The sequence below is a fragment of the Pseudomonas sp. MCal1 genome (assembly GCF_026341415.1).
Taxonomy (GTDB): domain Bacteria; phylum Pseudomonadota; class Gammaproteobacteria; order Pseudomonadales; family Pseudomonadaceae; genus Aquipseudomonas.
Window position 1 is genome coordinate 218991 of the sequence record NZ_JAKUMP010000012.1, and the last position, 12445, is coordinate 231435.

General features: G+C 60.2%; 11 protein-coding genes. 9 read left to right on the forward strand and 2 right to left on the reverse strand.

The window, feature by feature from the left end; all coding sequences use genetic code 11:
* Positions 1 to 31: 31 nt before the first annotated feature.
* Positions 32 to 1408: a glutamine synthetase family protein gene (locus tag MKZ87_RS20945; RefSeq protein WP_085702371.1), complete on the reverse strand. Its 1377-nt coding sequence runs from the start codon at positions 1406 to 1408 to the stop codon at positions 32 to 34.
* A 278-nt stretch (positions 1409 to 1686) separates the two neighbouring features.
* On the opposite strand from MKZ87_RS20945, the gene MKZ87_RS20950 reads away from it, so the two are divergent.
* From MKZ87_RS20950 to MKZ87_RS20985, 8 genes are all read left to right on the forward strand, one after another.
* The gene (locus tag MKZ87_RS20950) at positions 1687 to 2043 is read left to right on the forward strand and encodes a gamma-glutamyl-gamma-aminobutyrate hydrolase family protein (RefSeq protein ID WP_234206126.1); all 357 of its coding nucleotides are present in this window, start codon (positions 1687 to 1689) and stop codon (positions 2041 to 2043) included.
* Positions 2044 to 2137: 94 nt separating this feature from the next.
* Complete coding sequence (locus tag MKZ87_RS20955) at positions 2138 to 3496, forward strand: glutamine synthetase family protein (RefSeq protein ID WP_085696928.1); 1359 nt, start codon at positions 2138 to 2140, stop codon at positions 3494 to 3496.
* Between the two features lie 56 nt (positions 3497 to 3552).
* On the forward strand, positions 3553 to 4917 hold the full coding sequence (locus MKZ87_RS20960) for an aspartate aminotransferase family protein (protein WP_085696929.1): 1365 nt from the start codon (positions 3553 to 3555) through the stop codon (positions 4915 to 4917).
* A gap of 171 nt (positions 4918 to 5088) precedes the next feature.
* A complete protein-coding gene (locus tag MKZ87_RS20965) occupies positions 5089 to 6201 on the forward strand; it encodes a polyamine ABC transporter substrate-binding protein (RefSeq protein WP_085696930.1) in 1113 nt (370 codons plus the stop codon).
* A 187-nt stretch (positions 6202 to 6388) separates the two neighbouring features.
* Positions 6389 to 7486, forward strand: coding sequence for a polyamine ABC transporter substrate-binding protein (locus tag MKZ87_RS20970; protein WP_085696931.1), 1098 nt, complete (start codon positions 6389 to 6391; stop codon positions 7484 to 7486).
* Positions 7487 to 7558: 72 nt separating this feature from the next.
* Positions 7559 to 8701, forward strand: a complete 1143-nt coding sequence (locus tag MKZ87_RS20975; RefSeq protein WP_085689847.1) for an ABC transporter ATP-binding protein — start codon at positions 7559 to 7561, stop codon at positions 8699 to 8701.
* Positions 8702 to 8736: 35 nt separating this feature from the next.
* Entirely contained in the window at positions 8737 to 9618 is an 882-nt protein-coding gene (locus MKZ87_RS20980; RefSeq protein ID WP_234206559.1) for an ABC transporter permease subunit, read from the forward strand.
* Complete coding sequence (locus MKZ87_RS20985; RefSeq protein WP_085696933.1) at positions 9615 to 10505, forward strand: ABC transporter permease subunit; 891 nt, start codon at positions 9615 to 9617, stop codon at positions 10503 to 10505. The genes MKZ87_RS20980 and MKZ87_RS20985 overlap by 4 nt, the downstream gene beginning before the upstream one ends.
* A 142-nt stretch (positions 10506 to 10647) precedes the next feature.
* On the opposite strand, the gene MKZ87_RS20990 is transcribed toward MKZ87_RS20985, so the two are convergent.
* Positions 10648 to 11289, reverse strand: a complete 642-nt coding sequence (locus tag MKZ87_RS20990; RefSeq protein ID WP_085702372.1) for an HD domain-containing protein — start codon at positions 11287 to 11289, stop codon at positions 10648 to 10650.
* A gap of 190 nt (positions 11290 to 11479) precedes the next feature.
* On the opposite strand from MKZ87_RS20990, the gene MKZ87_RS20995 reads away from it, so the two are divergent.
* Positions 11480 to 12445, forward strand: coding sequence for a GlxA family transcriptional regulator (locus MKZ87_RS20995; RefSeq protein WP_266201928.1), 966 nt, complete (start codon positions 11480 to 11482; stop codon positions 12443 to 12445).

The following is a 12445-nucleotide window of genomic DNA, read 5'->3' on the forward strand; positions in this document are numbered from 1 at the left end:
GCCAACGGCGTTTTCGTTTGCTGCAATCCGCTTAAACGGTGTGCAGGTACCAGTTGTACTCGAGGTCGGAGATGGAGTGTTCGAACTCCTCCAGCTCGCTCTCTTTACAGGCGACGAAGATATCGATGTATTTCGGATCGATGTACCTGGCCATCACCTCGCTGTCGTCCAGCTCGCGCAGGGCATCGCGCAAGTTGTTCGGCAGGCTCTGCTCGTTCTGCTCGTAGCTGTTGCCTTCGGTCGGGGCCGGTGGCTCGATCTTGTTGGTCAGACCGTGGTGCACGCCCGCCAGCACCGATGCCATCAGCAGGTACGGGTTGGCGTCGGCGCCGGCCACGCGGTGTTCCAGACGGACCGCGTCGGCGGAGCCGGTCGGTACGCGCAGGGCCACGGTGCGGTTGTCCAGGCCCCAGCTCGGCGAGTTGGGCACGTAGAACTGTGCGCCGAAACGACGGTAGGAGTTGACGTTCGGGCAGAGGAAAGCCATCTGCGCGGGCAGGGTCTCGAGCACACCGCCGATCGCGTGACGCAGCGCGGCGTTCTGCTCGGGATCCTCGCTGGCAAAAATGTTTTTGCCTTGTTTGTCGAGAACCGAAATGTGGACGTGCAGACCGTTGCCTGCCTGGCCCGGGTACGGCTTGGCCATGAAAGTGGTGTCCATTTCATGGTCGTAGGCGATGTTCTTGATCAGACGCTTGAGCAGGACTGCGTAGTCGCACGCCTTGATCGGGTCGGCGACGTGGTGCAGGTTCACTTCGAACTGCGCCGGGGCACTTTCCTTGACGATGGCGTCAGCCGGGATGCCTTGCTCTTTGGCACCTTCCAGAATGTCCTGGAGGCAGTCGACGTACTCGTCGAGGTCGTCGATCAGGTAGACCTGGGTCGAGTGCGGACGTTTGCCGGAGATCGGCGAGCGTGGCGGCTGAGGGCGGCCGTTCACGTTTTCCTGGTCGATCAGGTAGAACTCGAGTTCGAATGCGGCGCAGATGGTCAGGCCAAGCTCGTCAAACTTTGCAACAACTTGACGGAGCACTTCGCGCGGATCGGCGAAGAAAGGGTCACCTTCGAGTTCGTGCATGGTCATCAACAGTTGCGCGGTCGGGCGCTTCTGCCATGGCTCGTTGCACAGGGTATCGGGGATTGGATAGCAGATACGGTCGGCGTCGCCGATGTCCAGGCCCAGACCGGTGCTTTCCACCGTCGAACCATTGATATCCAGAGCAAATAGAGAGGCCGGCAGGTTGATGCCTTTCTCGTAAACCTTGTGGAGGCTGGTGCGTTCGATGCGCTTGCCGCGCACCACACCATTCATATCCGCAATCAGAAGGTCAACGTACAGAACCTCAGGATGTTCCTTAAGGAACGCGTTCGCTTCGTTAAGCTGAACGGCACGCGGGGGTACCGACATGATGCAACACCTTTGTTGTTAAAAATATCAATCATTGATCTTTTCTGGTTTCAGTCAACCCGAACGGCCTGCCGAAGTCAAGCGAGGCCTTTTCTGCCCTGAAAAAGCGCCACGAGGGCATTTATGGGGCACTTTGGGGCATTTTTTTATCCGTGAAGGACGCGCCACCCGCAGGCTTGAGCAGGCCGTGTTGTATTTTTTACGGGGGTGTTGTGTAAAAAAATGAACAAGGCTAAGCTCGGGTCAAACCCATAACAGCAATAATACCGGGGTGCTTCATGTCTCGCCTGCCGTTAATCGGCGTCACCGACTGCTCTTTGCAGTCCGGTCTGCATGCTTATCACATCAGTGGCGACACGTCCGTCCGCAGCGCGGCCCGCAAGGCCTGCAACGTGCCAGCGATCTCCCTGCCCATGGCAGATCGAGCGGCAGCGTCCGATATTCCGGACGTGTGCGAGGGCATCCTCTTTAACGGTTCTACTTTCAATATAGATCTCTTTCCCGCTCCCGGCCTGCATCGCGTCCGTCGCCGTGCCCGTGATTCTGCACACCCGGAATGTGCACAGGAAATGCAACACCAGCGTAAAGGGCAGGTAAGCTCCTCCTTCATTGTCTATGCGCGGTGCCAGGCGTAAGCCGGCACTGCGCGCGAGCAAGGCCCTTTAACGCGACGCCTGGTGCGTCAAACATTGCCTGACATCTGTCAGGAGACTCAGCCCAGAGGCATTTATGAGTAACAACCTCGACCAGCTCACCGATTGGTTGAAAGACCACAAGATCACAGAAGTCGAATGCATGATCGGCGACTTGACCGGCATCACCCGGGGCAAGATCTCGCCGACCAACAAGTTCATCGCCGAAAAAGGCATGCGTCTGCCAGAGAGCGTTCTGTTGCAGACCGTGACCGGCGACTACGTCGAAGACGACATCTATTACGAACTGCTCGACCCGGCCGACATCGACATGATCTGCCGTCCCGACCAGAACGCCGTGTACCTGGTGCCATGGGCCATCGAGCCGACCGCCCAGGTGATCCACGACACCTACGACAAGCAAGGCAACCCGATCGAGCTGTCGCCGCGCAACGTCCTCAAAAAAGTCCTGAAACTCTATGCCGACAAGGGCTGGCAGCCGATCGTGGCGCCGGAAATGGAGTTCTACCTGACCAAGCGCAGCGACGACCCGGACTATCCGTTGCAGCCGCCGGTCGGCCGTTCCGGACGTCCGGAGATCGGTCGCCAGTCGTTCTCCATCGAAGCGGCGAACGAATTCGATCCGCTGTTCGAAGACGTCTACGACTGGTGCGAATTGCAGGAGCTGGACCTCGATACGCTGATCCACGAGGACGGTACGGCGCAGATGGAAATCAACTTCCGTCACGGCGATGCGTTGTCGCTGGCCGACCAGATTCTTGTGTTCAAGCGCACCATGCGTGAGGCCGCGCTGAAGCACAACGTGGCCGCGACCTTCATGGCCAAGCCGATGACCGGCGAGCCGGGCAGTGCGATGCACCTGCACCAGAGCATCGTCGACATCGAGACCGGCAAGAACGTGTTCTCCAATGACGACGGCACCATGAGCCAGCTGTTCCTGCACCACATCGGTGGCTTGCAGAAGCTGATCCCTGAATTGCTGCCGCTGTTCGCTCCGAACGTCAACTCGTTCCGCCGCTTCTTGCCGGACACCTCGGCGCCGGTGAACGTGGAGTGGGGCGAAGAAAACCGCACCGTGGGCCTGCGCGTCCCGGACGCCGGCCCGCAGAACCGTCGGGTGGAAAACCGTCTGCCGGGCGCGGACGCCAACCCGTACCTGGCGATTGCCGCAAGCCTGCTCTGCGGCTACATCGGCATGGTCGAAGGCATCAACCCGAGCGCGCCAGTCGTGGGCCGTGGTTACGAGCGCCGCAACCTGCGCCTGCCGCTGACCATCGAGGACGCCCTGGAGCGCATGGAAAACAGCGCGACCATCGAGAAATATCTGGGCAAGACCTTTATCACCGGCTACGTCGCGGTCAAGCGGGCCGAGCATGAAAACTTCAAGCGCGTGATCAGTTCCTGGGAGCGTGAATACCTGCTCTTCGCCGTCTGATACGCCGGGCGCGGTGGCCAGCCGCCGCGCCTTCACCGATAACAAGGAGAATTGGCATGACCAGCAACAACCCGCAAACCCGTGAGTGGCAAGCCCTCAGCAGCGATCACCACCTGGCCCCTTTCAGCGACTTCAAGCAGCTGAAAGAAAAGGGTCCACGGATCATCACCAACGCCAAGGGCGTGTACCTGTGGGACAGCGAGGGCAACAAGATCCTCGATGGCATGGCGGGTCTGTGGTGTGTGGCGATCGGTTATGGACGCGATGAGCTGGCCGATGCGGCCGCCAGACAAATGCGCGAACTGCCTTACTACAACCTGTTCTTCCAGACCGCGCACCCGCCGGCGCTGGAACTGGCCAAGGCCATCGCCGACGTGGCGCCGGAAGGCATGAACCACGTGTTCTTCACCGGTTCCGGCTCCGAAGGCAACGACACCATGCTGCGCATGGTTCGCCACTACTGGGCGATCAAGGGCCAGCCGAACAAGAAAGTCATCATCAGCCGCAAGAACGGCTACCACGGCTCCACCGTGGCCGGCGCGAGCCTGGGCGGCATGACCTACATGCATGAACAGGGCGACTTGCCGATTCCGGGCATCGTCCACATCGCCCAGCCGTACTGGTTTGCCGAAGGCGGCGACATGACCCCGGAAGAGTTCGGGATCTGGGCGGCCAATCAGCTGGAAGAGAAGATTCTCGAAGTCGGCGTGGACAACGTCGGTGCCTTCATTGCCGAGCCGATCCAGGGCGCCGGCGGCGTGATCATTCCGCCAGACACCTACTGGCCGCGCATCAAGGAAATCCTCGCCAAGTACGACATCCTGTTCGTGGCTGACGAAGTGATCTGCGGTTTCGGCCGTACCGGCGAATGGTTCGGCAGTGATTTCTACGACCTCAAGCCGCACATGATGACCATCGCCAAAGGCCTGACGTCCGGCTACATCCCGATGGGTGGCCTGATCGTGCGTGACGAAGTGGTGGCGGTGCTCAACGAGGGCGGCGATTTCAACCACGGCTTCACTTACTCCGGTCACCCGGTGGCGGCGGCGGTGGGTCTGGAAAACATCCGGATTCTGCGCGAAGAGAAAATCATCGAACGCGCCCACGAAGAAACGGCACCGTATTTGCAGAAACGTCTGCGCGAACTGAACGATCACCCGTTGGTGGGTGAAGTGCGCGGGGTCGGTCTGCTGGGGGCCATCGAGCTGGTGCAGGACAAGGCCACTCGCAAGCGTTACGAAGGCAAGGGTGTGGGCATGATCTGCCGCCAGTTCTGCTTCGACAACGGGCTGATCATGCGTGCCGTGGGCGACACCATGATCATCGCGCCGCCGCTGGTGATCAGCAAGGCGGAGATCGACGAGCTGGTTACAAAGGCACGCAAGTGCCTGGATCTGACCCTGAGTGCGTTGCAGGGCTAAGTGCTAGGCTCAGAGCGATGGAGCTGTTGCGAAGTCGCTCGGAACTGTCAGAAAGGCTGGTCTTTTCTTGAAAGACCGCCTCGGATCTTGCCAGACTAGTCGCGGTTCCAGTTGTCCGGGTTCGGCCGCTGAACAAAGTGGTTCAAAAAAGAAAATTTGGAGCATTAACGCATGAAGGCATTAGGCAAAAAGCTCGCTGGCAAGACTCTGCTCGCCATGTCCCTGATGGGCGTGATGGCGGGTGCGGTTCAGGCGGACGACAAGGTGTTGCACGTTTACAACTGGTCCGACTACATCGCGCCGGACACGGTTGCCAATTTCGAAAAAGAGACGGGCATCAAGGTCGTCTATGACGTTTTCGACAGCAACGAAACCCTGGAAGCCAAGCTGCTGGCCGGCAAGTCCGGTTACGACATCGTGGTGCCTTCCAACAACTTCCTGGCCAAGCAGATCAAGGCCGGCGTTTATCAGGAACTGGACAAGTCCAAGCTGACGAACTGGAAGAACCTCGACGAAGACCTGCTCAAGGCCGTTGGCGACGCCAGCGACCCGGGCAACAAGCACGCGTTCCCGTACATGTGGGGTTCGATCGGCATCGGTTACAACCCGGAGAAGGTCAAGGCCGCGCTGGGCATCGACAAGATCGATTCCTGGGACATCGTGTTCAAGCCTGAAAACATCGAGAAGCTGAAAAGCTGCGGCGTGAGCTTCCTCGACGCTCCGACCGAAATGATTCCGGCGGCTTTGCACTACCTGGGCAAACCGACCAACAGCAAAGACAAGGCTGACCTGAAAGCCGCCGAGGACCTGTTCCTCAAAGTGCGTCCTTCGATTGCCTACTTCCACTCCTCGAAGTACATCTCGGACCTGGCCAACGGCAACATCTGCGTGGCGGTCGGTTACTCGGGTGACCTGGAACAATCCAAGACCCGCGCCAAGGAAGCCGGTGACAAGGTCAAACTGGCCTACACCATTCCGAAAGAAGGTGCCGGTACTTTCTACGACATGGTCGCCATTCCCAAGGATGCCGAAAACGTCGAAGCCGCCTACAAGTTCATGAACTACCTGCTCGAGCCGAAAGTGATGGCCGAAATCACCAACGCCGTGCGTTTCCCGAACGGCAACAAGGCGGCCACGGCGCTGGTGGACAAGGAAATCACCAGCGATCCGAGCATCTACCCTTCGGCTGAAGTGAAGAAGCAGCTCTATGCGATCAGCGATCTGGACGCAGCCACCCTGCGTCTGATCACTCGCAGCTGGACCAAGATCAAATCCGGTAAATAAGCCGGTTTGAAGCAGTCATCGCTGGCCGTCGCCTTCATCCGGGCGGCCAGCGGTGCAATTAAATGACAGAAAGTTTTGCTGGAACGGTTTTTCGAAGGTAAGTTGCGCGCCGGTTTTGTTGCCGGGCAACCGTGACTGTCATGCAGCACGGGGCAACTTGGGCCCAACTAAATCAGAGGACCTCCACTTGCCTATTTTTTCTTCTTTGCGCAATGCCTTGCTGGCTGCCGCCGGCCTGACGTTCGCTGTCGGTGCCCAAGCCGCCGGTACTGTGCATATTTATAACTGGTCGGATTACATCGGCGAGACCACTCTGGCCGACTTCCAGAAAGAAACCGGGATCAAACCGGTCTACGACGTGTTCGACTCCAACGAAACCCTGGAAGGCAAGCTGCTCGCCGGGCGGACCGGTTACGACGTGGTCGTGCCGTCGAACCACTTCCTCGGCAAGCAGATCAAGGCGGGCGCGTTCCAGAAGCTCGACAAGGCGCAGTTGCCGAACTATTCCAATCTCGATCCGGTGCTGCTCAAGCGCCTGGAGCAGAACGATCCGGGCAACCTGTACGCTGTGCCGTACCTGTGGGGCACCAACGGCATCGGCTACAACGTCGACAAGGTCAAGGAAGTCCTCGGCGTCGACAAGATCGATTCCTGGAGCGTGCTGTTCGAGCCGGAGAACATCAAGAAGCTGCACAGCTGCGGCGTGGCGTTCCTCGATTCGGCCGATGAAATGATGCCGACCGTGCTCAACTACATGGGCCTGAACGCCAACAGCACCAATCCAAAGGATTACGAGAAGGCCACGGCCAAGTTGCTGGCGGTGCGTCCTTACGTGACCTACTTCCATTCTTCGAAATACATCGGCGACCTGGCCAACGGCGACATCTGCGTGGCCATCGGTTTCTCCGGCGACATTTTCCAGGCGAAGAACCGCGCCGAAGAAGCCAAGAAAGGCGTGAACATCGCCTACTCGATCCCGAAAGAAGGTGGCGCGCTGTGGTTCGACATGCTGGCGATTCCGAAGGATTCGGCCAACGTCAAAGAGGCCCACGCCTTCATCAACTATTTGCTGAAACCTGAGGTGATCGCCCAGGTCAGTGATTACGTCGGTTACGCCAACCCCAACCCGGGTTCGGACAAGCTGATGGAGCAGTCCATCCGCACCGACGAGTCGGTTTATCCACCGCAGGCCGTACTCGACAAGACCTACGTGTCGATCGAGCTGCCGCCGAACATTCAGCGTTTGATGACCCGCAGCTGGACCAAGGTCAAGTCGGGTAAATAGCTTCAACGTACAAACTATCCTGGGTTCGTCTTGCGTGGGCGAACTGCACTCTTTTTTCTGGGAGTTTTGTAAATGGCAGTTGCCTCCGGCGCCTATAAGAAAGCCCTCGAGGGCGATCAGACACCGAAACAGGTGCTGGTCAAAATCGACCGGGTCACGAAGAAGTTCGACGAGACGGTTGCCGTGGACGATGTGTCCCTGGAAATCAAGAAGGGCGAGATCTTCGCCCTGCTCGGCGGTTCGGGATCGGGCAAATCCACTCTGCTGCGGATGCTGGCAGGGTTCGAACGGCCCACGGAGGGGCGCATTTTCCTCGACGGCGTCGACATCACCGACATGCCGCCGTACGAGCGACCGATCAACATGATGTTCCAGTCGTACGCCTTGTTCCCACACATGACCGTGGCGCAGAACATCGCGTTCGGCCTCAAGCAGGACAAGATCCCGGCAGCCGAGATCGACGCCCGCGTGGCCGAGATGCTCAAACTGGTGCAGATGAGCCAGTACGCCAAGCGCAAGCCGCACCAGTTGTCCGGCGGCCAGCGTCAGCGTGTTGCATTGGCGCGTTCGCTGGCCAAGCGGCCGAAACTGCTGCTGCTCGATGAACCGATGGGTGCACTGGACAAGAAACTGCGTTCGCAGATGCAGCTTGAGCTGGTTGAGATCATCGAGCGCGTGGGTGTGACCTGCGTGATGGTGACCCACGACCAGGAAGAGGCCATGACCATGGCCGAGCGCATCGCGATCATGCACCTGGGCTGGATCGCCCAGATCGGCAGCCCGATCGACATTTACGAAACCCCGACCAGCCGTCTGGTCTGCGAATTCATCGGCAACGTGAACATCTTCGAAGGCGAGGTGATCGACGACGCCGAAGGCCACGCGACCATCACCTGCAAGGACCTCGACCGGCAGATCTACGTCGGCCACGGCATCAGCACCTCGGTGCAGGACAAGTCCGTGACCTACGCGATCCGTCCGGAAAAACTGCTGGTCACCGCCGACCAGCCGACCTGCGAGTACAACTGGTCGAGCGGCAAGGTGCATGACATCGCCTACCTCGGCGGTCACTCGGTGTTCTACGTCGAGTTGCCGAGCGGCAAGCTGGTGCAGTCGTTCGTGGCCAACGCCGAGCGCCGTGGCGCACGTCCGACCTGGGGCGATCAGGTCTACGTGTGGTGGGAAGACGACAGCGGCGTGGTACTTCGCTCATGAACATGCGCAAATTCAAACGCCGGCTCAATCGAATAATTCCCGGTGGCCGTCAACTGGTCATCGGGGTCCCGTTCATCTGGCTGTTCCTGTTCTTCATGCTGCCGTTCTTCATCGTCCTGAAGATCAGCTTCGCTGAAGCGGACGTGGCCATCCCGCCGTACACCGAGATCTACACCTACGCCGAACAGAAGCTGCAACTGCTGCTGAACCTGGGCAACTACGCGATGCTCGGCGACGACGAGCTGTACATCGCCGCCTACCTCGGCTCGCTGAAAATGGCGTTTTTCAGCACGTTGCTGTGCCTGTTGATCGGCTACCCCATGGCCTACGCCATCGCCAGCGCCCGCAAGGAAGTGCAAACGGTGCTGGTGCTGCTGATCATGATGCCGACCTGGACCGCGATCCTGATCCGCGTGTATGCGTGGATGGGCATCCTCAGCAACAACGGTCTGCTCAACGGCTTCCTGATGAGCATGGGCTTGATCGACGAGCCGCTGCAGATCCTCAACACCAACCTCGCGGTGTACATCGGCGTCGTCTATTCGTACCTGCCGTTCATGATCCTGCCGCTGTACGCCAACCTGGTGAAGCATGATCCGAGCCTGTTGGAGGCTGCGTCCGACCTGGGTTCGAGCACCTTCAACAGCTTCTGGAAAATCACTGTGCCGTTGTCCAAGAACGGCATCATCGCCGGCTGCATGCTGGTGTTCATCCCGGTGGTGGGCGAGTTCGTGATCCCGGAACTGCTCGGCGGCCCGGAAACCCTGATGATCGGTAAAGTGCTCTGGCAAGAGTTCTTCAACAACCGTGACTGGCCGGTGGCGTCCGCCCTGGCGGTGGTGATGCTGGCGATCCTGATCGTGCCGATCATCCTGTTCAACCGCAGTCAGGCCAAGGAAATGGAGGGTAAAGAATGAAGCGCTTCCGTTTCTCCAGCCTGATGCTGGTGCTCGGCCTGTTGTTCATCTACCTGCCGATGCTGATCCTGGTGATCTACTCGTTCAACGCCTCCAAACTGGTGACGGTCTGGGGCGGCTGGTCGGTGAAGTGGTACGTCGGCCTGCTCGACAACACCCAACTGATGGGCTCGGTGGTGCGTTCGCTGGAAATCGCCTGCTACACCGCGGTTGCCGCCGTGGCGCTGGGTACGCTGGCAGCCTTCGTGCTGACCCGCATCACCCGCTTCAAGGGCCGCACGCTGTTCGGCGGCCTGGTCACCGCGCCGCTGGTCATGCCTGAGGTGATTACCGGTCTGTCGCTGTTGCTGCTGTTCGTGGCGATGGCGCAGATGATCGGCTGGCCCCAGGAGCGCGGCATCGTCACCATCTGGATCGCCCACACCACGTTCTGTGCGGCCTACGTGGCGGTGGTGGTGTCGGCGCGTCTGCGCGAGCTGGACCTGTCGATCGAAGAAGCGGCGATGGACCTCGGTGCGCGTCCGTGGAAGGTGTTCTTCCTGATCACCATCCCGATGATCGCGCCGTCGCTGGCTGCGGGCGGCATGATGTCGTTCGCCCTGTCGCTGGATGACCTGGTATTGGCGAGCTTCGTGTCCGGCCCGGGTTCGACGACCCTGCCGATGGAGGTGTTCTCGGCGGTGCGTCTGGGCGTGAAGCCGGAGATCAACGCCGTGGCCAGCCTGATTCTGCTGGCGGTGTCGCTGGTGACCTTCCTGGTCTGGTTCTTCAGCCGCCGTGCCGAAGAAGCCCGCAAGAAAGCGATCCAGCAAGCCATCGAAGAAGGCGCTGCGGATTCGTGGAAGCAACCGGACGTGCGCCGGGCGCCGACGCCGGAAGCGGCTTGAGCCAGTGGGGTTGATCACAACTCTGTGATCAACCCCAATCCAAACTGTGGGAGCGAGCATGCTCGCGAAAGCGGTGTGTCATTCAACATCCATGTTGGCAGATACGCCCCCTTCGCGAGCAAGCTCGCTCCCACAGTTGGTTTTAGGCCGACCAAGGAGAACTGCGGATGACCTCGACAAAGTTCATCGGCTTGAACCCCGGCATCTGATCTTTCAGCACATCGGTTTTCACGTTGCCGAACGTGGTCTGCGGACGATGACGCAAGCCGTCGGCAAACGCGCAGATGATGCACTCCTTGAAGCCTTCGCCCCGCGGATGCGCATGCACCACTGCCTCGCGCTGCACCGTGGTGAACGCCGCGTAGTCCATGCCCAGCACATCCATCTCGACACCCGCCGTCACCAGCGCCACGGTCGGACGCAAATGCTTCGGCACCCCCGGCGTGGTGTGCAGGGCGATCGACAGCCAGACCTGCTCGATGTCGTCATCGCTCAAGCCGTATGGCTTGAGAAATTCGGCAGCTGCGTTGGCGCCATCGACTTCGAAACGCTCGTCATCGCTGCGGTGACCTTCGACCAGCCCCAGGTCGTGGAACATCGCGCCGACGTACAGCAGCTCCGGATCATAGGCCAGTTGCTTGCGTTCGCCGCTCAAGGCGCCGAACAGAAACACCCGGCGCGAGTGGTGGTAAAGCAGGTCGGATTCGATGTCGCGAATGTATTCGGTGGTGGCCCGGGCGAGGGCGCTGTCGGGGATCCGGATACCGGCGATGGTCGTGGTCATGTTGAGCTTCCTCGTCGAAAACGCCGTCGTGGCGCTGATGGAGAAAGTCTGTTCCCGGGGGCAAAACCGGACAATCGATCCATGGCTGCGATCCTTGCCATTGCACCTGCAAATCGTGCCAGCTCGCTTCTGCGGTGAGGATTGGCTAGGGTTGGCGCTGATCCGTCATTCCCCGGGAGCCCACATCACCATGAACAAAACCGTCGCCATTGTGGTGTTCCTCGGCGTGCAGGCGCTGGACGTCAGCGGGCCGATGGACGTGTTTGCCGAGGCCAACCGCTTCCTGGCACCAGAGGATCATTACCGGCTTGAGGTGATCGGCGTTGAGCGCGGGTCGATGGCGTGTTCCAACGGGCTGACCCTGAGCGCGCATCGGCATTTCAGCGAAGTGCAGGAGGCTTATGACTTGCTGCTGGTGGCGGGCGGGCCACAGTTGCCGTTTCTGGATTTCGGCGAGACGTTCGATGCCTGGCTGCGTGAGGCTTGTGGACGGGCGCGGCGTTTTGGCTCGATCTGCAACGGCGCGTTCATGCTCGCCCGTGCGGGATTGCTGAACGGGCGCACGATCACCACGCACTGGAACGACGCCGAAGCACTGGCGCAGTTGTGTCCGTCGAGCCGGGTCGAGGCGGATCGGTTGTACGTCGAGGATGGCCAGCTCTACACCTCGGCGGGGGTGACGGCGGGGATCGATCTGTCGCTGTACCTGCTGGCGCGTGACTACGGGGCCGAGGTGGCGCTGAGCGTGGCCAAGCGGCTGGTGGTGTTTACCCAGCGCTCGGGCGGGCAGTCGCAGTTCAGCCCGTTTCTCGCGCCCCATGCAGAGCCTACGTCGGCGGTGGCGAGGGTGCAGCTGTACGTGCTGGCCAATCTCACCGGCGACCTGACCATCGCCGACCTGGCGAATGCGGCGAACATGAGTGCGCGGAATTTCTCCCGGGTGTTTGCGAGGGAGGCGAAAGTCACCCCGGCGGAGTTCGTCGAACGGGCGCGGGTGGATGCGGCGCGGGTGATGCTCGAAAGCACCACGGCGCCGCTGAAGACGGTGGCCTATCAATGCGGGTTTCGCGATGCGCAACACATGCGCAGCGTGTTCAACCGGCGGCTGGGGGTGACGCCGCAGCAATTCCGGCTGAATTTTGCGGCGATGGTTTGA